Annotated in this window: 21 protein-coding genes and 1 tRNA gene; 6 read left to right on the plus strand and 16 right to left on the minus strand. The window is 64.7% G+C overall.

Translation table 11 applies throughout. The annotated features are described in order from the left end of the window. Positions 1 to 347 precede the first annotated feature (347 nt). From yidC to rpmH, 3 genes are read right to left on the minus strand one after another with little or no spacing between them, the layout of a single operon-like run. Positions 348 to 2,180, minus strand: a complete 1,833-nt coding sequence (yidC, locus tag MJ8_RS00900) for a membrane protein insertase YidC (RefSeq protein WP_201412664.1) — start codon at positions 2,178 to 2,180, stop codon at positions 348 to 350. Between the two features lie 14 nt (positions 2,181 to 2,194). Beyond that, on the minus strand, positions 2,195 to 2,548 hold the full coding sequence (gene rnpA, locus MJ8_RS00905) for a ribonuclease P protein component (protein WP_201412665.1): 354 nt from the start codon (positions 2,546 to 2,548) through the stop codon (positions 2,195 to 2,197). Positions 2,549 to 2,563: 15 nt separating this feature from the next. Beyond that, entirely contained in the window at positions 2,564 to 2,698 is a 135-nt protein-coding gene (gene rpmH, locus MJ8_RS00910) for a 50S ribosomal protein L34 (protein WP_008833937.1), read from the minus strand. A gap of 255 nt (positions 2,699 to 2,953) precedes the next feature. On the opposite strand from rpmH, the gene MJ8_RS00915 reads away from it, so the two are divergent. Continuing rightward, positions 2,954 to 4,447, plus strand: a complete 1,494-nt coding sequence (locus MJ8_RS00915) for a sensor histidine kinase (RefSeq protein ID WP_201412666.1) — start codon at positions 2,954 to 2,956, stop codon at positions 4,445 to 4,447. A 279-nt stretch (positions 4,448 to 4,726) separates the two neighbouring features. Then, a tRNA-Arg gene (locus tag MJ8_RS00920) sits at positions 4,727 to 4,803 on the plus strand. A 172-nt stretch (positions 4,804 to 4,975) separates the two neighbouring features. Here the strand turns inward: MJ8_RS00920 and MJ8_RS00925 are convergent. Beyond that, on the minus strand, positions 4,976 to 5,935 hold the full coding sequence (locus MJ8_RS00925) for an aldo/keto reductase (RefSeq protein ID WP_201412667.1): 960 nt from the start codon (positions 5,933 to 5,935) through the stop codon (positions 4,976 to 4,978). Positions 5,936 to 6,112: 177 nt separating this feature from the next. On the opposite strand from MJ8_RS00925, the gene MJ8_RS00930 reads away from it, so the two are divergent. Together MJ8_RS00930 and MJ8_RS00935 are read left to right on the plus strand one after the other, a co-directional pair. Beyond that, on the plus strand, positions 6,113 to 7,012 hold the full coding sequence (locus MJ8_RS00930) for an AraC family transcriptional regulator (RefSeq protein WP_201415257.1): 900 nt from the start codon (positions 6,113 to 6,115) through the stop codon (positions 7,010 to 7,012). A gap of 125 nt (positions 7,013 to 7,137) precedes the next feature. Further along, positions 7,138 to 7,665: a dihydrofolate reductase family protein gene (locus tag MJ8_RS00935; protein WP_201412668.1), complete on the plus strand. Its 528-nt coding sequence runs from the start codon at positions 7,138 to 7,140 to the stop codon at positions 7,663 to 7,665. A 44-nt stretch (positions 7,666 to 7,709) separates the two neighbouring features. On the opposite strand, the gene MJ8_RS00940 is transcribed toward MJ8_RS00935, so the two are convergent. Both MJ8_RS00940 and MJ8_RS00945 read right to left on the minus strand, forming a co-directional pair. Further along, a complete protein-coding gene (locus tag MJ8_RS00940; protein WP_201412669.1) occupies positions 7,710 to 8,888 on the minus strand; it encodes a CynX/NimT family MFS transporter in 1,179 nt (392 codons plus the stop codon). Between the two features lie 22 nt (positions 8,889 to 8,910). Further along, positions 8,911 to 10,206 carry an FAD-binding oxidoreductase gene (locus MJ8_RS00945; protein ID WP_225248096.1) on the minus strand — a complete coding sequence of 432 codons (1,296 nt, stop codon included), beginning with the start codon at positions 10,204 to 10,206 and terminating at the stop codon, positions 8,911 to 8,913. 208 nt (positions 10,207 to 10,414) lie between these two features. Here MJ8_RS00945 and MJ8_RS00950 point away from each other — a divergent pair, with 208 nt between their 5' ends. Continuing rightward, positions 10,415 to 11,320, plus strand: coding sequence for a LysR substrate-binding domain-containing protein (locus tag MJ8_RS00950; protein ID WP_201412671.1), 906 nt, complete (start codon positions 10,415 to 10,417; stop codon positions 11,318 to 11,320). A gap of 31 nt (positions 11,321 to 11,351) precedes the next feature. On the opposite strand, the gene MJ8_RS00955 is transcribed toward MJ8_RS00950, so the two are convergent. The 8 genes from MJ8_RS00955 to MJ8_RS00990 all read right to left on the minus strand — a co-directional run bounded on the left by MJ8_RS00955 (position 11,352) and on the right by MJ8_RS00990 (position 21,867). Beyond that, positions 11,352 to 12,002 carry a 4'-phosphopantetheinyl transferase family protein gene (locus tag MJ8_RS00955; protein WP_201412672.1) on the minus strand — a complete coding sequence of 217 codons (651 nt, stop codon included), beginning with the start codon at positions 12,000 to 12,002 and terminating at the stop codon, positions 11,352 to 11,354. 4 nt (positions 12,003 to 12,006) lie between these two features. Next, complete coding sequence (locus MJ8_RS00960; RefSeq protein WP_201412673.1) at positions 12,007 to 12,477, minus strand: GNAT family N-acetyltransferase; 471 nt, start codon at positions 12,475 to 12,477, stop codon at positions 12,007 to 12,009. Beyond that, a complete protein-coding gene (locus MJ8_RS00965) occupies positions 12,474 to 16,544 on the minus strand; it encodes a Pls/PosA family non-ribosomal peptide synthetase (protein WP_201412674.1) in 4,071 nt (1,356 codons plus the stop codon). Before MJ8_RS00965 ends, MJ8_RS00960 begins: the two co-directional genes overlap by 4 nt. Before the next feature lie 232 nt (positions 16,545 to 16,776). Then, the gene (locus MJ8_RS00970; protein WP_201412675.1) at positions 16,777 to 17,664 is read right to left on the minus strand and encodes an RNA polymerase sigma factor; all 888 of its coding nucleotides are present in this window, start codon (positions 17,662 to 17,664) and stop codon (positions 16,777 to 16,779) included. A 41-nt stretch (positions 17,665 to 17,705) separates the two neighbouring features. Further along, entirely contained in the window at positions 17,706 to 18,026 is a 321-nt protein-coding gene (locus MJ8_RS00975; RefSeq protein WP_225248097.1) for a hypothetical protein, read from the minus strand. Positions 18,027 to 18,122: 96 nt separating this feature from the next. Continuing rightward, on the minus strand, positions 18,123 to 19,088 hold the full coding sequence (locus MJ8_RS00980) for a ketopantoate reductase family protein (RefSeq protein WP_201412676.1): 966 nt from the start codon (positions 19,086 to 19,088) through the stop codon (positions 18,123 to 18,125). 96 nt (positions 19,089 to 19,184) lie between these two features. Beyond that, positions 19,185 to 20,840, minus strand: coding sequence for an FAD-binding dehydrogenase (locus MJ8_RS00985; protein ID WP_201412677.1), 1,656 nt, complete (start codon positions 20,838 to 20,840; stop codon positions 19,185 to 19,187). A gap of 40 nt (positions 20,841 to 20,880) precedes the next feature. Next, the gene (locus MJ8_RS00990) at positions 20,881 to 21,867 is read right to left on the minus strand and encodes a Gfo/Idh/MocA family protein (RefSeq protein ID WP_201412678.1); all 987 of its coding nucleotides are present in this window, start codon (positions 21,865 to 21,867) and stop codon (positions 20,881 to 20,883) included. Positions 21,868 to 22,209: 342 nt separating this feature from the next. On the opposite strand from MJ8_RS00990, the gene MJ8_RS00995 reads away from it, so the two are divergent. Continuing rightward, a complete protein-coding gene (locus MJ8_RS00995; RefSeq protein WP_201412284.1) occupies positions 22,210 to 23,148 on the plus strand; it encodes an IS110 family transposase in 939 nt (312 codons plus the stop codon). A 238-nt stretch (positions 23,149 to 23,386) separates the two neighbouring features. On the opposite strand, the gene MJ8_RS01000 is transcribed toward MJ8_RS00995, so the two are convergent. Both MJ8_RS01000 and MJ8_RS01005 read right to left on the minus strand, forming a co-directional pair. Further along, positions 23,387 to 23,962 (minus strand): YceI family protein, encoded by a 576-nt coding sequence (locus tag MJ8_RS01000; RefSeq protein WP_201412679.1) that lies wholly within the window; start codon positions 23,960 to 23,962, stop codon positions 23,387 to 23,389. Between the two features lie 66 nt (positions 23,963 to 24,028). Then, positions 24,029 to 24,598 carry a cytochrome b gene (locus MJ8_RS01005; RefSeq protein WP_201412680.1) on the minus strand — a complete coding sequence of 190 codons (570 nt, stop codon included), beginning with the start codon at positions 24,596 to 24,598 and terminating at the stop codon, positions 24,029 to 24,031. Between the last annotated feature and the right edge of the window lie 13 nt (positions 24,599 to 24,611).

Below are 24,611 nucleotides of genomic sequence, written 5' to 3' on the forward strand. Positions count from 1 at the left end.
GGGCGGCGCGGAGTTTCAGGAACTCTGAATAATTCCCGAAAATCATTCTCGCCCAGTGCATCTAGGGCAATCACGTATGGGTTTATCGGCGAAGGGGAACGCAACGTCGTCATCCTCGGGCTTGACCCGAGGATCCATTCCCGTGACCCTTGCCGCGGAGTGTGACGGTGCAGAATTCTGTAACCGTTGCAACGCCTTAGCGTGCCGGTATGAATCCAGGGCCCGCGCGCGCCGCTCCGGGGTGTAAGCCACGGCCAATCGCGAAGGTTGGCGCTGTCCCGTTGGCATCTCCAACGAAAAACCCCGGCCAATGAAGGCCGGGTTTTGATATGTAACGTAGGATCCGGCTATTCCGCCGGCGATGGTTTCTTGCGGAACATCGCCGCGAGATTGTCCCACAATTCGATCTTGGCGCCCTGGCGCTTCATGATGACGCCCTGCTGGAGGATCGACAGCGTGTTGTTCCAGGCCCAGTAGATGACGAGGCCGGCCGGAAAGGAGCCCATCATGAAGGTGAAGATCACCGGCATCCAGGTGAAGATCGCCGCCTGCGTCGGGTCCGGCGGCGCCGGGTTCATGCGCATCTGCAGGAACATGGTGATGCCCATCACCACCGCCCAGGCGCCCATATGCGGCAGGAAGGCGGGCGCCGCGAACGGCAGCAGGCCGAACAGGTTGAAGATCGAGGTCGGATCCGGCGCCGCGAGATCGTGGATCCAGCCGAAGAACGGCGCGTGCCGCATCTCGATGGTGATGTAGAGCACCTTGTAGAGCGAGAAGAAGACCGGGATCTGCAGCGCCACCGGCCAGCAGCCGGCCAGCGGGTTGATCTTCTCGGTCTTGTAGAGCTCCATCATCGCCTGCTGCTGCTTCATCTTGTCGTCCGCGTATTTCTCGCGGATCTCCAGCATCTTCGGCTGCACCTTCTTCATGTTCGCCATCGAGGCATAGGACTTGTTGGCGAGCGGGAAGAAGATGGCCTTGACGATGACGGTGGTGGCGAGGATCGCCAGGCCGAAATTGCCGAAGAATTTGTAGAGCGTGTCGATGAGCGAGAACATCGGCTGCGTGATGAACCAGAACCAGCCCCAATCGATCAGCTTGTCGAAGAGCCGAATGTTGCGGTCCTTCTCATAGGCGTTGATCTTGTTTACTTCCTTGGCGCCGGCAAACACCTCGGTCTCGATGGTTGCCGATTGGCCGGCGTCTACATTGATGGCATCAGTCAGGAAGTCAGACTGGTAGCTATGGGGGTGAAGGCCGCCGCTCAGATCGAAATACGAGAAGGTAGGTTGAAACGGCTGCTTCTCGGAAGGCACCAGCGTCACCGCCCAATATTTATCGGTGATGCCGAGCCAGCCATCGGTCGACTTCCCAGGCTTGTATTGTTTGTCTTTCTCGACAGCTGCGTATTTGTGCTCCTGCAGCCCCTCGCTACCGGTGACGCCGATCAAGCCTTCGTGCAGCACATAAGTGCTGGCGACCGCAGGCTTATCGAAACGCGTAACCCTGCCGTAATTATAGAGCGAGACGGCGGCGGTTCCTGAGTTCTGCACGGTGTCGGAGACGGTGAACATATAGTCGCTGTCTACCGAGATGGTGCGCTTGAACGTCAAGCCCTTGTCGTTGGTGAAGGTCAGGGTCACCGGCGACGATGGAGTCAGCGTCGCGTTGCCCTCGACGCTCCAAACCGTATCCGCACCTGGCACCGCACCGGTCTTGTCGTTGCCGACGAAACCGATCTCGGCGAAATAGCCATTGGGCAGCGATGACGGGTTGAGCAGCTCGATCTTAGGCGAGTTCTTGTCGACCGTCTCGGTGTAATGCTTGAGCTTCAAGTCGTCGAGGCGCGCGCCGGTCAGGTTGATCGAGCCCTCGAGGCTTGGCGTGTCGATCTTGACTCGCTTGGTCGCGGCGATGGCCTGGTCGCGGCTGGCGGCGGTCACCGTTTCACCGCCGGGCGCGCCGGGAACGCTTCCGGAAGCCGGGGCCGGCGTTCCGGCCGCACCGGAGTTGGCGCCGCCGCCCGCTTCCTTCTTCTGCGCCTCGACGCGCTGCTGCTCGATGCGGGCCTGCTCGCGCTGCTGCTCCATGCGCGGGTTCATGTAGAACACCTGCCAGAGCGTCAGGATCAGCACCGACAGCGCAATGGTGATGAAGAAATTGCGGTTGTTTTCCATCGAAAGCCCTTGGCCTATCGTGTTCCGCGCAGCCGGCGGGAAAGCTCGGCCTTCAACTGGCCGAACGGAATGGCAAGCACGTCTTCGCGCCCGACGATGACATAGTCATTGCCGGGCGCCATGTCATCGGCGGCATGCACGCGCACGGCTTCCCTCAGCCGCCGCCGGACGCGGTTGCGCACCACGGCGTTGCCGACCTTCTTGGTGACGGTGAAGCCGACGCGCGGCGCAAGGTCGTCGCCGCGGTCGAGAACTTCAACGAGGAAAAGCCGGCCGCGGCGTTTCTCGCCGCCGCGCACAGCCAGGAAATCCGCGCGTTTCAGAAGCCGCCCGGGAACCTGTCCCTTTGGCTTGCCGGTTGCGGGCAACGATCTCGTCTTCCGTTAGGCGCTGAGCCGCTTGCGGCCGCGGTTGCGGCGGGCAGCAACGACGCCGCGGCCACCCTTGGTGGCCATGCGGGCACGGAAACCATGCCGACGCTTCCGGACGAGTTTGGACGGTTGGTATGTACGCTTCATTTGTTTTAATACCGCGGCGTGCGGCCCTTCTTGATTCTGTCACTCTGTAACAGGAGCTTTGCCGGGCCGGCTTAGGCGCGATCGAAACCGCGCCGGGACGAATGGCCCGAGCGTGAGCGGGCTTATAGAAAGAAGGTTTTTGGAAGTCAATCCGGCGTGGTTGCGAGGCATTTTTCGCTGGACCAAGGTTGAAATTGGCAAAAAAGCTGCAAATCGCATAATCTTGGCCGATCAAGGCCTCGTGAAGACCGCGTCATGACGAGTGAAGCTCTGTCCACCGATGAAAAGGCACAGCCGGCCGCGGCGAATTCGTCGCGCCGGGTGCCGCTGTCGCGCGGCCTGTCGACCAAGCTTCTCTTCCTCACCATCGCCTTCGTGCTCTTGGCCGAAGTCCTGATCTTCCTGCCCTGGATCGCCAGCTACCGGGTCAACTGGCTGAAGGAGCGCTTGAGCACCGCCGCCGCCGTGTCGATCGTGCTGTTGCAGGGCGAACCCAATGCGCTGTCGCACAACGCCCAGAACGACGTGCTGATGGCGATCGGCGCCAAGGCGATCGCCGTACGCGACGGCGGGGTCTCGCGGCTGCTCGTCGTTTCCGACATGCCGCCCCAGGTCGACGAGCATATCGACATCGCCGATGTCGGGCTGGTCAACGGCATGACCGGCGCGCTCGACACGCTGTTCTTCGGCGGCAAGCGCATGCTGCGCGTCTTCGGCCCGGTCGGCGACAGCGACAAGGAATTCGAGCTGATCATGCCGGATTACCGGCTGCGCGACGCCATGCTCAGATATTCGCGCAATGTCGCCGTCGTCTCGCTGCTGATCTCGCTCTTCACCGCCATGCTGGTCTATGCGGCGATCGACCTGATCATGATCGGGCCGATCCGCACCATGACGCGTTCGATCCTGGCCTTCTCCGAGGCGCCCGACGATCCCGGACGCGTCATCTCGCCGACGGACCGCTCCGACGAGATCGGCGTGGCCGAGCGCGAGCTGGCGCAGATGCAGGACCGGCTGCAGAAGATGCTGTCGGAGCAGAAGCACCTCGCCGATCTCGGCCTGGCCGTGTCGAAGATCAATCACGATATGCGCAACATCCTGGCTTCCGCGCAGCTGATGTCCGACCGCCTGCGCCAGGTGAAGGACCCGACCGTGCAGTCCTTCGCGCCGAAGCTTGTGCGCGCGCTCGACCGGGCCGTCTCCTATTCCGAGGGCGTGCTTCACTATGGCCGTACGCAGGAGCCGGCGCCGTCGCGCCGCAGGCTGCGGCTCCGCCAGCTGGTCGACGACGTGCAAGGCCTGCTCGACATCGAGGAAGGCATCGAGTTCATCAATGGCGTCGAGCATGCCTTCGAGGTGGACGCCGATTCCGACCAGCTTTTCCGCGTGCTCACCAATCTCTGCCGCAACGCGGTGCAGGCGATGGCCGCCGACACCGAGAGCGCGGTGGTGCGCCGGCTGGCGGTCGCGGCCGAGCGCCACGGCAGCGTCAGCCGCATCACCGTCACCGACACCGGCCCCGGCCTGCCGCCCAAGGCGCGCGAGAATCTCTTCGCCGCCTTCCGCGGCTCGGCGCGCAGCGGCGGCACCGGGCTTGGCCTGGCGATCGCGCATGAATTGATCCGCGCCCACGGCGGCACGGTCGAGCTCGTCGAATCGATCGGCGGCCGCACCGTCTTCGCCGTCACCATTCCCGACCAGCCGGTCCGGCTCGACCAGGCGCGCAACGGCCTGCGCCGCCCTGCCTGAGGTTTGCCGATACTCAGGTGGTACCGGCCTGCGAACGGCGGCTTCCTGCGCTTCCGGTGCTCACCTACTTAAGTACGCTCCGCTCCGGTTCTTTGAAGCCACCATTCTCGGCCTGGCCTGACCTGAATCTTGGCACACCTCGACATCGTTGAAACACCTGCGACAAAACTTTTGCCGGATCGGCTTGCTTTTCGCAAATTCAGTCGTTAGGGAACACTCCACATCGCGGCCGGTCGTCTCGACCGGATCGCGGGGCTTGTGTCAAACACGGCCTGTTGCGCGCCCGTAGCTCAGCTGGATAGAGCACCAGACTACGAATCTGGGGGTCAGGAGTTCGAATCTCTTCGGGCGCGCCAATAGTTTCAGAGATCCGGCCGAACCTCGCGGTTGCAAATGACCGATTTGAAACGGCTTTGAATTGTCGGATGATTCGCGAGGACGGGAGGCAACCGGTCCGGTCACGGGCGACCATCCCGCGCAACGAGATGATCCCCTGCCGAGTTGCCGGGAGCCAGGGTCCGAGGGAACTCAGCCTTCCATCTCTTTCTCCCACCAGCCGCGGGTGTTCACGCCAGCGGCGTCGGCGAGAGCTTCCAGCTGCGCGATGTCGTCGCTTGGGAGCGTGATGCTGGTGGCCCGGACCAGGCCATCGATGTGGGCGGGCCTGGTGACGCCGATGATCGGCGTCGTGCCCTTGGCGATGGCCCAAGCCGTCGCGACATCGGCAGCTGCCGCGCCCTGCTTCTGGCCGATCGAGGCGAGCTTGTCCGTCAGCGCCTTCAGCTGAGGCAGCATGCCGTTGTAGGTTTCCGCCCGGTTGCTGCCTTCCGGCAGCGGGTTCTCCGGACTGTACTTGCCGCTCAGGGCGCCTTGTTCGAGCACCATATAGGCGAAGAACGGGATGCCGTGGTCGCGGCAATAATCCAGGATGCCGGCGTCCTCGGAGCCGCGGTAGAGCAGGCTGTAGTGGTTTTGGACCGCCTCGACCCGGAACCCGTCTTTCCCGAGAATCCGGTCGGCGAGCTCGATTTCGCCCAGTCTGTGATTCGAGACGCCAACATGTCTGACCTTCCCGCTCTTCAGCAACGGGATCAGGTGAGGGGTCCACCGTGCGACGTCGGCCGGATTGTGGATCCAGTAGAGGTCGATGTAGCCGGTGCCGAGGCGGGCCAGGCTCTGCTCCAGCATGTCCGCCATCGGATCGGCGCCGGGTCCCGCAGCCTGCGGGGTGAACTTGGTGGAGAGCTGGTAGTCGCCGCGGGGGAAGCGCTTCAACACCTCCCCGAGAACGGTCTCGGAACGGCCCATGCCATATACCGCGGCGGTGTCCCACAGGGTGAAGCCGGCCGCATGCGCCTTGTCCGCGATTTCGTCCCGGCTCGTCCGGGTCAGCGGGCTGCCGAAATAGCCGTCCCCGGTCTCGCCGCTGTCGCCCCAGGCCCAGGTCCCGAGTGCGACCTTGGGTGTCTTCAGTCTATCGATCGTCATGTTCGCTCCATGCTTGTTCGCTTTGTTCCGTGGCCTGGTTCGCTTGACCAGAGCCGCTGACACTGTGGCGAGCGGTGACGTCGAACCGGTAGCCCGATGCGCCGGGATTGTTGCCTGATCCTCCAGACGCTGCGGTTCGCATTGCCGCGCATCCGCGCGCGTGCGATGGTAGGATTGATGGAAAAACTGTCCGAAATCGCAGCTTTGATTGCCCGGCACGTCTCGAAGGATGGCTTCCACGCCACCCCTCTTGAACGTGTGACGCTTGTTCGATCCTCTACGGTGACGATGCCGATGCCGAATGTCTACCGGCCGCAGCTGTGCCTCGTCGCGCAGGGGCACAAGGATGTCATGCTGGGCGACCGCGTGTTCAGATACGCACCGGGGCGCTATGGCGTCGTGACCTACGACCTGCCGGCTACAGGCCGCGTGGTCGAGGCGACCCCCGACAAACCCTATCTTTGCCTGTACCTCGATTTCGATCCGGTCATGCTGGGGGACCTGGCGCAGCGCGTACCGCCGCCGCCGGGAGCGCCGGCCCTGCCCATAGGCAAGACGGTGTCCGACGCCGGCGCCGACCTGCTCGACGCGGTCCTGCGCCTGCTGCGCCTGCTCGACGATCCGCCGGCGCTGCCCGTGCTCGGGCCGCTTGCCGAGCAGGAAATTCTCTATCGCCTGCTCGCCGGCCCGGATGGCGCCAGGATGCGCCACATCACCTCCAGCCAGGGCCGGATGGCCCAGGTCGGCCGCGCCATCGCCTGGATCGGGCGGAACTTCCGGGAACGGTTCAGCATCGAGCGGCTTGCCGCGGAAATCGGCATGAGTCCGTCGAGCCTGCACGAGCATTTTCGCGCCGTGACGGCGATGACGCCGCTGCAGTTCCAGAAGCAGCTCCGCTTGCAGGACGCGCGCAGCCTGATGCTCGTTCAGGACATCGACGCCGCGACCGCGGCCTTCCATGTGGGTTATGAAAGCCCGTCGCAGTTCAGCCGCGAATATCGCCGCCATTTTGGCGAGCCGCCGGCGCGCGACATAGCCCGCTTGCGCGCTTCGCCGGGCTTGGCGGTGGTCGCTTGAGTTCGGCTGACCGAGCCGTGGGGCGTTCATGCGCGTGCCAAAACCAATTGCAAAATAAAATCAGTCGATCTAACCTAAACCGGTTGCACAACGCAATCAGATCGAATGCATGTGAGGAGCAGGCAATGGCCAAGCTCGTGTTCGGAATGAACCAGTCGCTGGACGGCTATGTCGATCACACGGCGTTCGGGCCAAGCCCCACGCTGTTTCGCCACTTCATCGCGGAGGCCGAGCGGCAGTCGGGCAGCGTCTACGGCCGCCGCATGTACGAGATCATGCGCTATTGGGACGACGAGCATCCCGAGTGGGATGGCGAGCGGCTTGCCTATGCGGCGGCGTGGCGGCGCCAGCCGAAATGGGTCGTTTCGCGCACGTTGAAGTCTGTCGGCCCCAATGCCAGGCTTGTCGAGGGCGATCTCGGGGGCGCAATGCGGAAGCTGAAGGCCGAGCACGACGGCGAGATCGAAGTCGCAGGCCCAGACTTGGCGCGAAGCCTCACCGAGCTGGGCTTGATCGACGAGTATCGGATCTACCTGCATCCGGTGGTGCTTGGCCGCGGCAAGCCCTATTTCGCCGGACCCCGCCCGCCGCTCCGTCTGGTGGCTCATGACCGGATCGAGGATGTGATCAGGTTGTCCTACGTTCCTGTCTGATCTCGCGGTCAGGCGCCGCCGCCTGTTGGAAAGCCGTAAGCGTCTCAGCTCGCCTGCGGGGCCGTTCGGGCCTGCACGGGCAGCCGGCGTTCGAACCCCCACAAAAGAACCGGACAGGCTAGAAGAGCCGCCGCGCCGAGGCCGAGGGCCGCGCCCGCGCCGCCAGTCCAAAGCGCAAGCCTGCCGCCGAGCCAGGGCGCGATCAGCATCGTGGCGTAGTAGACCGTGTAGAAGAGTCCCATTCCCAGCGCCCGTGTCGCCGGCGCCAGCACCCGCGCCGGCAGGCTCATGATCGATCCGGCCGGAAGCCCGCAGACGAGGCCGAGGGCGATCAATGTCGGCGTCACCGGCGAACCCCTCCACAACAGCGCAATCAGCGCGGCGAAAGCGAAGCTGCTTGCGGCAAGCAGCGCATTGCGGCTTCCCGCGCGGTCCGCGAGGTAGCCTCCGAGCGGAACCGAAAGAGCCGCGAGCCACAGCACGATGCTGACGGCCGAGCCGGCGGCTGCGGTCGACCAGCCGCGCTCGACCAGCATCGATGGCGCGAAACTGAAAATCATGGCGAAGCCGACATTGTAGAAGGCCCATATCGAGCCTGCCAGCAGCACAGCCCAGGTGCCAGGGGGCCCAAGCCTCGCGGCTTGGGTCGCGACCGGGGCGACGGAGTGGCCTGGCGGCCGGTAGAAAAGCCCGACCAGCGCCAGGGCCGCGCCGATAAACGCCATGACCGCGACCTGTGCGCCGGCAATTCCGAACTCGGCCTGGATCAGCGGCAGCGCCACGAGCGTGAGCGCGATGCCCAGCGGCCATGAGTTGATGAAGATAGCCATCGCCGTGGCGATCCGCCGGCCCGCGAACCAGTCGACCATCATCTTGGTCATGAGCACGTTCAGCAGCACGCCGCCTATGCCCGCGATCAGCCGGCCCGCGATCTGCACGCTCCATGACGTCGAGCTGCACAGCAGCGCCTCGCCCGCCAGCATCATGACCAGTCCGGCAAGCACCGTCGCCTTGTCGCCGAAGCGCCGTCCGATCGCGCCGCCCGGCAGCGCCAGCGCGATGCCCGGCGCGAAATAGAGGCCGATCAGCACGCCTATATCGGCGACATTGGCGTTCAGTGCCTTCTCAAGCTCCGGCGCGATGGCCGCGATGCTCTGGAACTGCACTGCCATCGCGGCTCGGGCGATGAAGAGCACGGCAAGGATCGTCCAGCGGCTGCGCACGGGTTCCCTAGGAATTTGCGAATTATCCAGGCCTGATGTTCTGGTTCAACCGGAAGAAATTGGTCGGGTCGTACTGCTTCTTGACGGCGGCGAGGCGCGCATAGTTGGCGCCATAGGCATCGCGCACGCGTTCGTCGCCCTCGTCGCCGAGATTGTTGGCATAAACACCGCCGGTTGAGAATGGCCGGACCGCATTCCAAAGCTCGCGCGCCCATCCGATATTGGCCGCGTCATCGGCCGGATCGTCCCAGATGGCGATCGGGAAGCAGTCGAGCGCCGCATCGCGGTTGGCGTAGGGCGAGTCCGAAGCGGGCACGCGGGCGATCGCGCCGCCGACCTGCTGGAAGACCAGCAGGGACGAGCGATTGGGAGCCTTGGCGTAAGCCTCGAGCAGCGCCTCGATCGCGCCATCGCTGATTGCGCGCAGGAACTGCGCCTTCCAGTAATAGCGTCGCCCGCGTGGAAAGAGGCTGTCGCCAGCCGATTGAATTTGGAGGTAGGGGATGGCCTGGAGGCGGCCATCGATGGGAGATCCGAATTTCATCAGCGGCGCGATGACAGGCTCGCCCGCTTCGGGCGGCCCGGCGTAGCAGGCCGAGATGCTGAAGCCGCGCTCGCCGGAGGGCAGTGTGACGAGCGCGGCATCGACGCTCACTTCGTCCGGGGCATCGCGGGAGAATGTGTCGTAGAAGCGCATGGCCTCGCGTGCATCCTTGTAGGGGTGAAGGACCGAGGCCACGAGGAGGTCGGGGCCGAGCGGGTGCAGCCGGTATTCGAACGCCGTCACGATGCCGAAATTACCGCCGCCGCCGTGCAACGCCCAGAACAGGTCTGGATGCTCGCCGGCGCTGGTCCGCAACAGCCGTCCGTCGGCGGTGACGATTTCAGCGGCGATCAGATTGTCGCAGCTCAGTCCATGCTTGCGCCCGAGCTTGCCGAAGCCGCCGCCGAGCGTCAGGCCGGCAATGCCGGTGTCGCCGTTGACGCCCATGGTCGTCGCCAGCCCATGCGCCTGCGTGGCGGCATCGAACTCGGCCAGGGTCAGTCCGGCTTCGGCCCTGGCGACGCGGCGTTCGGGATCGACGGCAATTGTCTTCATGCGCGACAGGTCGATCACCATGCCGTCGTCGCAGACCGACAGGCCGGCGACATTGTGGCCGCCGCTGCGAACGGCCACGAGGCAGCCTTGCGACCTGGCACAGGTCACGGCAAGGATGACGTCTTCGGGACTGGCGCAAAAGACGATTGCCGCGGGCCTTTTGTCGATCGCCCCGTTCCACACTCTGCGCGCCTGGTCGTAACCGGCGTCCGTCGGCATTACCAGTTCGCCTTGCAAGCGCTGCCGTAGTCCCGCGATCGCGGCGTCCGAGGACGGGAATCGGCCCGATAAGCTATCGGTCTGTCGCGGAAGCTCCATCGTCGTCGCCCTCGGTTCCAGCTGGGCCTACGGTCTCACAGACACCCGACCTTCCGCAAAAGCGAAATTCTTAGCTACTGGATGAGCTGAATTCATCTACACTGCCCGCATGAGGAACAGCCCGCCGCTCCGCGCGTTGCACGCTTTCGAGGCCGCCGCCCGGCATGGCAGCTTCAAGGCCGCGGCGGCGGAGCTCGGCGTGACGCCGACGGCAATCAGCCACCAGGTCCGCCTGCTGGAAGAGATATGCGGCCGAAAGTTGTTCCAGCGCCGGCCGCGCCCGCTGGTGCTGACGAGCGCGGGAACGCGGCTGTTCCCGATCCTGCGTGATGGCTTCGATCTTCTCGCCGGCTCCCTGGCCGCGGTCGCCGAAGCGGACGTCCAGACGCCGCTGCGGGTGACGAGCCCGAACGCTTTCGCCAGCCGGTGGCTGGTGCCGCGCTTGCCGAAATGGCGGGAGGCCAACCCGGCCGTGTCGCTGGAGATCATCGGGACGGACGCGGTCCTCGATCTGCGCGCCGGCGCCGCGGATGTGGCGATCCGCTACACACGGCGACCGCCTGTCGGCTTTCAGGCACAAGAGCTCTGCCGCGATTCCTTCTTTCCCATCTGCAGTCCGCGATTGCTGGCAAGCGATGGGCGGGCCGTCGAGCGGGCCGCCGATCTGCTGCGCTATCCGCTGGTCCATTTCGACTGGATGAACCGGGATCCGGACGCGCCGACCTGGCGCCGATGGCTGGCGACGGCCCGCTCGATCGATCCCGACCTGATTCCCGACAAGGCCTGGGATCTGAGCTTCCGCGAGGAGCTGCATGCGATCGACGCGGTGGTCGCCGGGCAAGGCATCGCGATCCTGAGCGACGTCGTCGTCGGCCGCGAGCTGGCAAGCGGCTCGCTCGTCAAAGCCCATCCCTTATCCTTGCCGGGCTACAGCTTTTATGTCGTGTGGATGCAGCATAATCCGCGAGCCGCGGTGATGGAGACTTTCCTGGCCTGGATGAGAACCGTCTTGTGAGACGGGCGGAAGCCGGGATGAGCGACGCGGCTTATGCCGTATATGCCAGCGCCAGGATCCTGGGCGAGATGGCGAAGCGCACGGTCAGCCTGCGGCCGGACGACGTGACCGCCTCGCCTGCTTCGAAATCTACGGCGATGTCTTCGAAACCCAGGACGCGGCCGTCGAGCGGAAACGATGCCTTGTAGACCGCCTCCTTGACGGCAAACAGGACCCGGCCGCCTGTGCCGGCCTCAAGATCGCCCAAGCGGTCTCGAGGCGTGGCCACGATCGCCTCCAGCTCCCGAGGCAAGGGCAGGGCGGGTTCGATGTCGACGCCCACGCTTCTCATGGCGCCGGATCGCCCGGCGACCGCCACGGCGAGATCGTCGTCATGCGCTATCGAACCGATGATGCCCGCCGGCCAGGCCGGGTTTCCCAGTCGGCCGCGCGGCACCGCGGGATCGGCGCAGCCAAGCCGCCGGAGCAATTCGTGCGCCACCTGGCGACCCGCCCCGCTGGCGGCGCGCGAGCGGGGCTCGCGTGCAGCGATGGAAGCGCTTTCCGCCGGCAGGAGATGTTGCTCGTCCCCGGCGCGAATGAGACGGCAACCGGTGATCAGGCCAGGCGGCGCGAGGCCCGTCAATGCGCGATCGACCGCCAGCTCGATATCCGGCCGCGCCTCGTTCGGTGGGGTGTTCAACGCCCTATCCGCCCAATTCGAGCACGGCGATCATCTCGCCGTCTTCGTCCCGTCCCTGCTCCACGAAACCGAAGCTCGCGTAAAGCCGGCGCGCCGCCTCGTTTTCCGGCTCATAGCAGATCGAGACGCGGTGGACATGGCCAAGGCGCGCAATCTCTTCCAGCGCCTTGGCGACGGCGGCGCGGCCAAGACCCTTGCCCTGCTCGCGCCGGTCGATCATGAAACGATAGATGATCGCTTCGTCATCGTCGTCCGGCGCGCTGTACATCAGGAATCCGACGACGCGCCCTTCGGCGACCACGGCGCGAGGGATGGCTTCGTCATCCTGGCGGGCCTCGGCCAGCGAGTCCGCGTTGGAAGCGACGAAGCCTTGTTGTTGGGGCGACAGCTCGAGCGCCAGTATCGCCGCCCGGTTGCCCTTGCCGACTGGCTCCAGGACAACCGGCTGGTCGCTCGTGCCGGCGGCGCGCGTCACGGGGCGTGCCCGATTTCCATCGTGCGGGCATCGATCGGCGTCACGACGCCGTAAAGCTTCGCCGGGTTGCCGCGCCAGACGGTGTTCGGCTCGAGGACTTCGCCCTTCATGACGAAGCAGTCGACGTCGGCCACGGATCCCTCGCCCATCACCACCGCGTAGTGAACGAAGGCGGAGGGCGCCAGCGTGCAGCCATTGCCGATGCGGATGTAGTCGGATTTGAACGCGCCTTCCTCCAGCGAGTGCGGCTGGATCACGCAGCCCTCGTTGAGGGTAACGTCATCGCCGATCTCCACCAGCGAGCGCTCGGTTATGATGCAGCCGCCGTCGTATAGCCGCAGCCCGACCTTCACACCCAGCAGGCGCAGGATCAGCGGTCGGAACGGGGTGCCGGTGAACAGTCCCATGATCGGCGAATCGGACAGCTTCCAATGGCGTTCGTGCCGCCAGAAAACCGGGTCGTAGATCGTCGCCATCCTGGGCTTCAGCCTGCGGAAGGCGAGGCTGGCGCGCTCGAGGAAGATGTAGAACGGAATGCCGATCGCCGTGGTCAGCACCACCGCGACGAACAGCGCCGTCTCGCCCCATTCGGTATAGTAGTTGAGCGCCCGGTCCCAGATGGCGAGCGTCAGGAACAGGATCACCCATTGCGCGGCCACGAACATCAGCGCGGTGACGAGATTGTGCAAATTTTTCCGCGGCAGGCGGCGGCTGCGCTCCTTGTCGGAGATCAACCCGAGAAGCTCCTTGTCGCGATTGACCATGCGCGGAATCTCGAAGGGCGGCGAGCCCAGCAGCCCGACATTCTCGCGCATGGGACCGTCCACCGGCACGTGGACCTTGGTTCCGAGCAGGCAATTGTCGCCGACGCGGGAATCCGGTGAATAGATGATGTTGTTGCCGAAGAAGTTGCGCTCGCCGACCCGCGTGTGCTCGAGGCGGAAGGAGTTGGCCGACTTCTGCATGTTGACCATGAACAGACCGTCGGACACCATGGTTTTCGAGCCGATTTCGCTGAGCTGCGGATTCTCGTGCCGCTGGTTGGTGCCGAAATTCGAGCCGGTCTGGTCAACCTTGTTCAGCTGCCAGCCCAAAGCGCGCAGGTAGTAGACGATGGCCGAGCTGTCGCCGAACAGGACGTTCAGCAGGCGCACATTGCTCACCAGCTCGAGCATCGATTGCAGCCAGTAGTGGAAGCCGTAAAGCGAATAGTTCCGGCCGGGCTTCAGCATGAGGTTGAACAGCCTTGGCACGACGGTCGCCAGCAGCACCCCGCCGACGATGAAGCCCGCCACCGTGACCGTGGTGCCGATCGCCACCAGACCGATCGTCTCCTGATAGTCGTCGCCGACATTTTCCCAATAGGCGTGGAAGAGCAGCGGAAAAGGCGTGACGATGGCGAAGAGGATGAAGAGCTGGATCGCCTCATAGATGACCCGGCGCACCCTCGACAGCGGTACGTTGGGGACGGTGCAGTAATCCGCCTCGGTCGGGATCGCCGGCGAGCCGTGCCTGCGCTCCCCCGCCGGAATGGTCTGTCCACGATGCAGCGATGAAGCATGGCCGAGCTGGGCGCCGTCGCCGATGCGGGTGTCGATGTCCAGTGTCGAGCCGACGCCGACGAAGGCGTTGTTGCCGACGTTGACCGGGCCGGTGTGGATATAGCCCGCCTGGGCTCGGAAGCCGAGGATCATCGATTCCTTGCGCAGGATCGAGTTGTCGCCGATCGTGATCAGGTCGGTGCAGACCGGAACGGCGCGGCATTCGATGACGGTGCGTTCGCCAAGCCTGGCGCCGAGCAGGCGCAAATAGAGGCTGTAAAGGGGGCTGCCCCGGAACAGCACGACCGGAGCGCTGCGGACCAGTGTCTTCACGATCCAGAAGCGGTAATACCGCCAGCCCCAGATCGGGAAGGTTTCGGCTTTCCAGCGGCCGACCAGCAGCCATTTGGCGGCTATGGCGAAGCCGCTCAATCCGAAGAACACGCCGGCGGACAAAATAACGCAGCGCATGTAAAGGACGCCCGGATCGTCCAGGGCATCATAGACCCAGTTGAGGCCGTCATTGATCGCCCAAAGCGCGACATAACTGTAGACCGCGTAGAACAGCAACTGGCCGAATCCCGTTGCCCAAATGGCAAGATTGGACGCCCGGTGCGTCAGCATCGGCTCGCTCGCGGCGATAGCGGTCGTTTGCGGCTCACGCAGGTAATCGGAGAGCTTGGCGACCGTCGGATGCAGGTAGATGTCGCGCATCGACGTCGTCGACCACGCCTTGCGGGCGCGGATGCGGGCGCAGAATCTGGCCATCAAAAGAGAGTTCGCGCCGAGATCGTCGAAGAAGTGATCCTCGATGGAGATATCCTCGAACTTCAGCACGTCCTGCAGCGCCTCCACCAGGAAGGTCTCGTCCTCGTTGCGCGGGTCGACCATCGCATGGCCGGATGCGACACGCGCGCTGGTCGGTTTCGGCAATTTCCTCAGGTCGACCTTGTTGGAGACCGTCATCGGGATCGCGGGCAACTGCTCCAGATAGGCCGGAACCATGTAATCCGGCAGCCGGCGCTTCAGCTCCTGCACGAGCGCGGTGCGATCCGCCCCTTCGCCGCCGGCCTTGGGCGCGTAGTAGCCGACAAGTTCCGTGCGCTCGGGTTCGATCTCCCAGGTCGTGACCGCCGCCTGCGCGATGCCTGGCTGGTCAAGCAGCACGGCCTCGATCTCGCCCAGTTCGATACGATAGCCTCGGATCTTCACCTGTGTGTCGATGCGGCCGTGATATTCGATCTCGCCCTTGTCGTTGATCCGGCCGAGGTCGCCAGTCCGGTAGATGCGGCCGCTGGGATTGTTCGGCAGCCCGATGAAATCCTGGATGAATTTCTGGTCAGTCAGTTCCGGCCGGTTGAGATAGCCGACCGCCACGCCCATGCCGCCGATGCAGATTTCCCCCAGCTGATCGCCGGTCAGCACCGTCGGCTTTTCCGGGTCGAGGATGGCTATCGAATAGGTGGGCAGCGGCCTGCCGATCGTCACCGGCTCGTCCGGCGTCAGCAACGCCATGGTGGCGGTGACCGTGGCTTCGGTCGGGCCGTAGGTGTTCAGGATCTGGCGGCCAGGCTTCGCCCAACGCGTCACGAGTTTATGCGAGCAGGCTTCGCCACCGACCAGGATCGCGCGCAGGCTCGGCGCGTCGCTCTCGATCGACGACAAAAGGGTCGGGCTGCAGGCCATGCATGTGATCTGGTGTTCGCGCAGGAAAGCGGCGAGTTCCTCGCCGACGAGGGGCTGCTGACCCGGGGCCGGCACGACCGTGGCGCCAGCGGTGAACGGCACCCAGATCTCCTCCGAGGAAAAGTCGAAGGCAATGGTCATGCCCTGGTAAACCCGATCGCCCGGTTGATAGCCGTAGGACGCCGCCGCGACGCGGATGAAGTTGCAGAAGCTCTCATGGGTGATGACAACGCCTTTCGGCTTGCCGGTGGTGCCGGATGTATAGAGGATGTAGCAGGTTTGATCCTGGACGCCGTCCGGCAAGGGCACTGTTTCCGGCTGGAGCGCGATTTCGGACTCCGCGGAGTCGATCGAGATATGCGGCACAGGCAGGCGCGCAACGCGCGCCGCATAGCCCGAGACGCTGATCACCAGCGTGACATTGGCGTCGTCGATGATCATCACCATGCGGTCTTCGGGAAACGCGGTGGCTAAGGGCACGAAGGCCGCCCCGGCTTTCATGACGGCCAGCACGGCGATGTATGTCTCGGCGGAGCGGTCAAGCAAAAGGCCGATCCGGTCGCCCGGCTTGACGCCGCGCTCGATCAGAAGATGCGCGAACTGGTTGGCGCGGTTGTTCATCTCGCGGTACGACCACGCGCGGCCGCCGGAAATGACCGCGGGCGCGGCGTCGAAGCGGCTCGCTAGGTCGCCGAAGAACCGGTCGAGCCTTTCGTCCGGCTCGCTCTTCTGGATGAAATCGGGGCCGATCAGGATCTGCTCGCGCGCCGGCGCTGCGCTCGCTGCTTTGGCCTGGCGGGAGTTCTGCTTGGCGGGCTTGGTGGCTTCGGTGAGGGACATCAGAAAACCTCGCGGGCTCGTATCTGCCCGCTGCGTGATTGGTGAAAAGACAAAAACTAACGGCGTCCGGCCAGGCGCCCTTCTTCGCGGACGGTGAAATGATCCTGCCGAGGCGTTTGGGACTGGGGAACTGGCCGACTTCGAGCAGGCCTATGCTGCTGCACTGATGGCCGATCCGTGACGATCGCGCGACTTCACGATGATTTGATGTGGGCAGCGCCTCACGCGGCGATCAAACGGCTATAGGGCGGATGTCGGCATTCTCGAGGCAGTACGGCACGTGGCGGAAGTCGCGGATGCGCACGACCTCCTCGCGGCGCCAGTCGATCAGCACGAAGCCTCGCACGGCATTGTCCGCCTGGGGGTTGCGGATAAGGATCGCCGGCCGGCCATCGACGAAGCCGAGCAACAGCGCCCAGCCGCTAATGCGTTCGTAATTGCCGAAATAGGTCGAGGCTTCCTTCTTGCCGTTGAGCCGGGTGCGGTTGACGACGTCGACCTGGACGTCCTCGGCGATCAGCCTCCTGATCGCGTCGAAATCGCGCGCGTTGAACAGGTCGACATAGCGACGCAACCGGCGCTCCTCCTCCGGATCGAGCTTCGGCACGGTCATGTCGCCCGCCAGCGCCGCCAGCGCCTTCAGCTCCGCCCGGCCGCGATGCAGCGCCGCCTTGACGGCGGCGAGCGTCGCGCCCGTCACCTCGCAGGTTTCGGAAAGGCTGAGGCCGAGCACGTCGGTCAGGATCACGGCGCTGCGCTGCGTCGGCGTCAGCCGCATGAAGCTGCGCAGGCTCGCCGCGGTCGCGAGTCTCGTCTCGGCGCTGGCGGAGAGGTCGGCTATTGCGGTCATGTCGGCCTCGCTCGTTCGGGAACGTTCCCGCTGGCGGCGGCGCAGGTGATCCTGCGCCGCGTTGTGGGCGATGCGGAACAGCCACTGCTCGGGACGTTCGACGAGAGCGCCGGCATCATGGGCGGCCAGCGCCTTCACCACCGCCTCCTGCACGATGTCCTCGCCCTCGATAGCCGAGCCGGCCATGCGCGCGGCATAGCGGTGCAGCTTCGGGCGCAGCCCGACAAGCATGGATTCGAGTTCTGCGCGGTCGAATTTCGCTGCGCTCATCGTCCTCGTTCTCGCCTCGCCGATCATACGCCGTGCCCTGGTCAGGCCGGCACGGCCTCATCGGCCCCGGCCAGCATACGATAGTCGCCGACGATCTTCGCCGGCGACCTGGCAAGCGGCGTCGAACGTCGCGCGGCATGATCGGCGCCGAACGCCTTGAACGCGTCGAGCTCGGTCAGCGCCGAGCTGTCCTTGTCGTAGCCGACGATGTGGACGAACTCGCCATTCTCCAGTTCGAGCACCAGATAGCGCAAGGTTTGCGGCCGCGTTTCATCCAGCGCCTCGAACACTTTTGCCACCAGCGCCCGGTTCTCGGCGATGCTTGCGTCTTTCACGCTGTAGCGGATGAGATTGTAAGTCATGGTCGTCTCCTGTTTGCGGGTCTGCGTCAGGAAGACGTTCCATGGCCTCCAAAGGATTCCCGGGCCGGGTCTTATTTTTTTGATCGTCTCGGGCGATCAGCCGGTTCTGCCGATCATGGCGACGATCGTGTCGTCGCCGGCCGATTGCGGCCGCATCCGGCCGCTGGCCAACTCGACCGACAGTTTGCATAGGGCTGAGTTGACGGGCGTCGCCATGCCGTGCAGCCGCCCGAGAAGCACGATCTCGCCGTTGAGGAAGTCGGTTTCGAGGGAGCCGGTCCCGCGCACGATGCTCTGCAGCGTCGAGGAGCCGACACGCGTTCGGCCGGCGATGGCGGTGATGGTCAATTCCTCGCGCGCCATGGCGTCGGTCTTGTCCCAGTCGATCCCGGCGGCGGTGAGCACCGCCTCGGCTTCGGCGCGCGCCTTGGCATACCATTTCCGCTGCAGCTCGGTCTCGCCCAGCGCCGCGTCGATGATGTTGCGAAGGTTGGCGAGCAGCTTGCGGTACTTGCTGCTCATCACATTGTCCCTGGGGTCGACGATGAAACCGGAGGCGCTCAGAACCCCGCACAGTTTCTCGGCCGTGTCGTCGGTTCCGGAAGGATAGCGGCCGATATCGAAGGCGCCGATCTTGGGCGCGAAATAGGCCGCGACCTGACCGGGCGTGTCGTAATCGGCCGGCAGCATCACCGTCGCGCCATAGACATTGGCGAAGAAACGCAAGGCCATCGCCTCGTTGGCGACGCCGTTCTGGAAGCAGCACACCGGCTGCGCCGTGACGCCGGCGGCGTTGAGCCGCTGCAGCGCCCCGGGCGTATCAGGCGTTTTCATCGTCAGCAGCACGATATCGTCCGGCTCGAAGGAAATCTCCGATGGGTCGGCATGGACGGGAAAGCGCGCGGTCCTGGTGCCTTGCGGGGTTGAAAGGGACAGTCCCGAGGCGCGGATGGCGTCGAGCTGCCTGCCGCGGGCGATGCCGAGCACCGTGTAGCCTGAAAAACTCAGCTGGGCCGCGATGGCGCCGCCGACGGCGCCAATCCCATAGACGATGATGCGCATGCTGCTCCCGTCATGATTGGAGTTGGGACTTCAGTCGGGTTGTCCGGAAAAGCCTACAGCGTTGTCGCCGAGCCGGCGACCATCCGCGCCCTCCGTTCACGCAATCGTGGCCGCCGCCGCCCGCCCCGCGCTCCTGCCGGAAAAGATGCAGCCGCCGAGAAATGTGCCTTCCAGCGCCGCATAGCCATGCATGCCGCCGCCGCCGAAGCCGGCGACCTCGCCCACCGCATAGAGACCCGGCACCGGCTGCCCGGCGGCGTCGAGCACCCGGCTGTCGAGATCGGTCTCCAGCCCGCCCAACGTCTTGCGGGTCAGGATGTTGAGGCGCACCGCGATCAGCGGGCCGTTCGCCGGGTCGAGCATCTTGTGCGGCTTTGCCGTGCGGATCAGCCTGTCGCCGAGATAGGCGCGCGCGCCGCGCAGCGCCGTGATCTGCGCATCCTTGGAGAAGGGGTTGTCTAGCTGCCTGTCGCGGGCGCGTATCTCGCGCTCGACCTGGGCGACGTCGAGCAGCGGCTCGCCGCCGGCCAGCGCGTTCATGCGCTTGACCAGCTTCGCAAGATCGGCCTCGACGACGAAATCCTCGCCCTTTTCCATGAAGGCTTTCACCGGGCCGGGTATGCCTGAGGTCGCGCGGCCCAGCACCTGCCGCCAGCTTTTTCCCGTGAGGTCCGGGTTCTGCTCGGAGCCCGACAGCGCGAACTCCTTCTGGATGATCTTCCTGGTCAGGATGAACCAGGAATAGTCGAAGCCGGTGCCCATGATGTGGCTGAGCGTGCCCAACGTGTCGAAGCCCGGATAAAGCGGCACCGGCAGCCGGTTGCCGCGCGCGTCGAGCCAGAGCGAGGACGGGCCGGGCAGGATGCGGATCGCGTGCCCGGACCAGATCGGCGACCAGTTCTTGATGCCTTCGACATAGTGCCACATGCGGTCGCGGTTGATGACCCTGCCCCCGGCCGCTTCCGTGATCGCCAGCATACGGCCGTCAACATGGTCGGGCACACCGGTGATCATGCGCTTCGGCGGCGCGCCCAGGCGCTCAGGCCAATTCTTGCGGACCAGCTCGTGATTGCCGCCGATGCCGCCGGAAGCGACGATCACCGCCTGCGCATGGAGCTCGAAGTCTCCTGTCACCGCGCGCGAGCTCTTGCGGCCGCGCTCGACGCTGCTGGCTTCGAGCACATCGCCGCGCACGCCCGTCACCGTGTCGCCGGTGCGGATGATCTCGTTGACCCGGTGGCGGAACCTGAACTCGACCAGTCCGCGCTTCTGCGCTTCGCGCACGCGCTGCACGAAAGGTTCGAGCACGCCGGGGCCGGTGCCCCAGGTGATGTGGAATCGCGGCACCGAATTGCCGTGGCCGACGGCATTGCCGCCGCCGCGTTCGGCCCAGCCGACCACGGGGAAGAATTTCAGCCCGCGCTCGATCAGCCATGAGCGCTTCTCGCCGGCGGCGAAGCCGACATAGGCTTCAGCCCATTGCCGCGGCCAGAAATCCTCCGGCCGGTCGAAGGCGGCCGTGCCCATCCAGTCCTCGAGCGCGAGGTCGTGCGAATCGCGGATGCGCATGCGCCGCTGCTCTGGCGAATCGACCAGGAACAATCCGCCGAACGACCAGAAGGCCTGGCCGCCCAGCGATTGTTCCGGCTCCTGGTCGACGATGATGATGTTCCTGCCGGCGTCGGTCAGCTCGGCCGCGGCGACGAGGCCCGCCAGCCCCGCGCCGACAATGATCACGTCCGCGTCAGCCATTTTCCCTCCCAGAATCAGCCGGCAAACTTAGTCGGAAGCGCTACACCAGCTCCCAGCCGTCCTTCTCGCCGGCGCGGAAGATGGCGTCGATGACCTTCTGGTTCAGCACCGATTCCTCCAGCGTGAAGACGCGGTCCTTGCCGCCCTGGGCGGCGCGCACGAAGGCTTCGCATTCCAGCCGGTATTGCTGCGTGCCGGGGAAGCGGAACACCTGCGCCTCGGTGTGGTTCTGGTTGTGCAGTTCGATGCGGTGGTGGTCGTAGAGCCCGGCGTTGAAGGGGGCGAACACCTCGATGAAGCCTTTCTCGCCGTGGAATACCATCGATTGCCGCGCCGCCATCTGCGTCGAGAGATAGAAGGACAGCTCGAAGTCACCGAAATCGGCGCGGATCGAGGAGTAGATGTCGGTGCCGAAGGTCTTGTCGCGCTCGATATTGGCTTGGACGCGCAGCGGCTCCTTGCCGGTCGAGAAGCGCGTCGACACCGTCGGATAGACGCCGATGTCGGGCAGCGCGCCGCCGCCGAGATCGAGCTGGTTGCGCATGTTCGTAGGGTCGACATTATAATAGGAGAACGCGCCCTGGACGTGGCGCAGCCGGCCGATGGCCCCGCCGGCGATGAGATCGCGTACCTTGATCCATTGCGGGTGGTAGACGACCATGAAGGCCTCGCAGACCAGCACCTTCTTCTGGTCGCGCAACTTGATCAGCGGCGGGATGTCCTTGGCGTCGAGCGCGAGAGGCTTTTCCACCAGCACATGCTTTCCCGCTTCGATCGCCTTTGCCGTCCATTCGACATGCTGCGATGTCGGCAGCGGAATGTAGACGCCGTCCACGTCCGGGGAGGCAAGCAGTTCCTCATAGGAGCCGAAAGCATGGCGGGCGCCGAAACGCTCTCCCAGCGCCTTGGCCTTCGACAGGTCGCGGCTGGCGATCTCCGACAGGACGCCGTTCTCGGAATCCACGATTGCCGGCAAAAGCTGCTCGCGGCCGATCTTCGCCGTCGACAGAACACCCCATCGGAACATCACGCTTCTCCATGTCGGTTTGCAGGCAACGAGGTTTGCCCGAAATCGAGGGAAAAGCCAATCGCAGACGCTCCGTGCACCTCGGCGCATGCATTGTCTAGTGTAGCGCTGGTCGACCCCCACTCCGTCTCGGCTTCGCCGAGCCACCTTGTATCTACACGAGAGAGATTTCGTGGGATTGAAGCGGTTGAGCCAAGGTCCGGCCGGCCAGCCGGACCTTGGCTTGGCGAAGTCGCCCGTACCACCTGAGGTTACAGCCGCGGGAGAGCTTGGGATCTTCGCCTTCGTCACGCACGACCGAACAGTCGCTTGGTTCCAACCGTACGTACAAGGCAGGTTACCGTGAACAGGATCATTTGTGGAGTTGATGTTTCCAAGGATTGGCTGGACGCGCATGTCTGGCCGAGTGGGGCGATAGAGCGCTTCGCCAACGATGCAACGGGGATCGCAGCTCTTTGGCTGTTCTGTCGCAGCCACGGCGCGGCCGTTGCGGTGATGGAGGCATCGGGCGGCTATGAGCGGCTTGGCTTCATGCTTTTGTGGGCGCACGGCATGCCATGCGCCCTGGTCAATGCCAGAAGCGTGCGGCGCTTTGCCGAGGCGATGGGCTATTTGGAGAAGACCGACCGGATCGACGCTGCTGTCATTGCCCATTATGGCGCAGTCAAGAAGACGGCTCCGACCCCACCGCCCAGTAATTCCCAGCAGCGCCTTGCTGCGCTGGTTGGGCGGCTTTGCCAGGTTGTCGGCGATGCCACCATCAACAAACAGCGCAAAAGCGCCGCACGCGATGCCGAGGTATGCGCCAGCATCGAGGCCATGCTGGCCTTCCTCAAGCGCGAAGAGCGGCGTCTGGAAGGCGAGATCGCCTCGATGATCGACGACGATCCACTGTGGGCCAAGCTGGGGTCGGCCTTTCGTTCGCTCAAGGGTGTGGCTGGCCGCACTGTTGCCCGCCTGATGGCCGAGCTGCCCGAGATCGGCCTCATCTCCAACAAGGCCATCACCAAGCTGGCGGGCCTCGCCCCTATCGCCAACGACAGCGGCAGGCGCGCCGGCAACAGGCATGTGCGCGGCGGACGAGCCGGACCGCGTGGCATCCTCTTTGTCGTCGCGGCCATCGTCGCCAAGTTCGATCCGCATCTCAAAGCGTTCGCTCAACGGTTGCAGCAGGCGGGAAAGCCCAAAATGCTCATCCGCATCGCACTCGCCAGAAAACTTCTCGTCATCCTCAACGCAAAAGCACGCGACGCGAGAACCGAGTTCGCAAATGCAACTTGACACGCCAGATAGTCGCTCTCCCCCGATCGCCGGGGGAGAGGAAAGGCGCCAAGCTTTCTTAGCCGTCAACGCTCGTCCAGCAACGCTCCCTTCCTTTCCCTCCGGAGGGGGAAAGGTGGCGCTGCGAAGCAGCGACGGATTGGGGGAACCACGTCGCAATCAAGCCGAGGCCCAATCCGTCAGTCACGGAACATGAGTTCGTTGCGGAGCCCGCTTCGCGGGGGCGAGGAAATGGCGCTCAGCCCCTTCTCCCCGTCAGCGTCATGTCGAAATCGACAACGTTGGAATAGAGCGGCGTGCCGACATCCATGCCATAGCGCGACCGCAGCACCTTGCCGGTGACGTGGAACCTGATGGTCCCGCCCTTCAAGCCGCCGAGCTCGGCGGTGAATTTTTCCGGGAACGTCTTGCCGCGCGCCGTCAGCCGCCCGGTGACCACGGCGGTGGTGTCGCCGGTGCGCGTCACGTTTGTGGATCGGAACTGGATTTCGGGATTGTTGGCCGCGTCAAACACCGCATCGGAGCGCAGGAATTGGTCGATGCGGCCCTGTCCGGTGCCGACGCTTTCGGGATAGATGGTGAGGTCGACCTTGGAGCGGCCGACATCGCCGTTGTCGATGCGGATCGTGCCCTTGAAGCGGCCGAAGGCGCCGTCGAAGCCGCCGCCGCCGGCCTTGCCGATGGTGAAGCGGATCGAGGAGCCCGACGGGCTGATCGTGTAGCTGCCGGCAGCGTCGCTGAGCGCCACCGCGGCAACGGCAGGCACGGCAAGGCAAGCGGCGAAAGCCGCCAATCCGAGGATGCGCGTGTTCATGGATTTCGTCCTTCCGCGGATACGCTTTTTCTGCGTTCTCGCCCACCAACGAAAGAGGGAGCGGTTCTATTCCCCGCCTGACGAAGGTGTGATCATGCGCGTCAGCACCGTGTCGCGCAGCAGGAAATGATGGCGCAGCGCCGCCGCGATATGCAGCGCCACCAGCACGATGCCGGCATAGGCCAGATACCAATGCGCCGCCGACCAGAAGTTTTCCGCGGCATCGGATTCGGCGAGCGGCAGATTGGGCATCACAAAGAGGTCGAACGGCATGGTCGGGATCTCCAGCGTCGACACCGATACCAGCGCCCAGCCGGAGAGCGGCAGCGCGATCTGGAAGGCATAGAGCGCGAAATGCACCAGCGGCGCGGCCCTGCACTCCAGCGTTCCGACCGAGGCCGGCAGCGCCGGCACCGCATTGCCGAACCGCCAGGCGATGCGCAGGATGATCAGCCCCAGCAGCAGGAAACCGATGGATTTGTGCAGCTGGATCAGCTCGAAGGACGTGCGCTGGCTTATCGTGCGCACCATGACGACGCCGAGCGCGAACTGGCCGATGAAGATGATGCCGATCAGCCAGTGAAGGACGATCGTCGCCCAGCCGTAGCGGGTGGGGGTGTTGGTGAGGGATTGCATGGAGAGGCGAACG

Origin of the sequence: Mesorhizobium sp. J8 (genome assembly GCF_016591715.1) — a bacterium.
Classification (GTDB): domain Bacteria; phylum Pseudomonadota; class Alphaproteobacteria; order Rhizobiales; family Rhizobiaceae; genus Mesorhizobium.

Coding starts and splice junctions, on each gene's coding strand:
- yidC (WP_201412664.1), bottom strand. CDS start 2,180: ATGGAAAACAACCGCAATTTCTTCATCACCATTGCGCTGTCGGTGCTG.
- rpmH (WP_008833937.1), bottom strand. CDS start 2,698: ATGAAGCGTACATACCAACCGTCCAAACTCGTCCGGAAGCGTCGGCAT.
- MJ8_RS00915 (WP_201412666.1), top strand. CDS start 2,954: ATGACGAGTGAAGCTCTGTCCACCGATGAAAAGGCACAGCCGGCCGCG.
- MJ8_RS00925 (WP_201412667.1), bottom strand. CDS start 5,935: ATGACGATCGATAGACTGAAGACACCCAAGGTCGCACTCGGGACCTGG.
- MJ8_RS00930 (WP_201415257.1), top strand. CDS start 6,113: ATGGAAAAACTGTCCGAAATCGCAGCTTTGATTGCCCGGCACGTCTCG.
- MJ8_RS00935 (WP_201412668.1), top strand. CDS start 7,138: ATGGCCAAGCTCGTGTTCGGAATGAACCAGTCGCTGGACGGCTATGTC.
- MJ8_RS00945 (WP_225248096.1), bottom strand. CDS start 10,206: ATGCCGACGGACGCCGGTTACGACCAGGCGCGCAGAGTGTGGAACGGG.
- MJ8_RS00950 (WP_201412671.1), top strand. CDS start 10,415: ATGAGGAACAGCCCGCCGCTCCGCGCGTTGCACGCTTTCGAGGCCGCC.
- MJ8_RS00965 (WP_201412674.1), bottom strand. CDS start 16,544: ATGTCCCTCACCGAAGCCACCAAGCCCGCCAAGCAGAACTCCCGCCAG.
- MJ8_RS00970 (WP_201412675.1), bottom strand. CDS start 17,664: ATGAGCGCAGCGAAATTCGACCGCGCAGAACTCGAATCCATGCTTGTC.
- MJ8_RS00975 (WP_225248097.1), bottom strand. CDS start 18,026: ATGACTTACAATCTCATCCGCTACAGCGTGAAAGACGCAAGCATCGCC.
- MJ8_RS00980 (WP_201412676.1), bottom strand. CDS start 19,088: ATGCGCATCATCGTCTATGGGATTGGCGCCGTCGGCGGCGCCATCGCG.
- MJ8_RS00985 (WP_201412677.1), bottom strand. CDS start 20,840: ATGGCTGACGCGGACGTGATCATTGTCGGCGCGGGGCTGGCGGGCCTC.
- MJ8_RS00990 (WP_201412678.1), bottom strand. CDS start 21,867: ATGTTCCGATGGGGTGTTCTGTCGACGGCGAAGATCGGCCGCGAGCAG.
- MJ8_RS01000 (WP_201412679.1), bottom strand. CDS start 23,962: ATGAACACGCGCATCCTCGGATTGGCGGCTTTCGCCGCTTGCCTTGCC.
- MJ8_RS01005 (WP_201412680.1), bottom strand. CDS start 24,598: ATGCAATCCCTCACCAACACCCCCACCCGCTACGGCTGGGCGACGATC.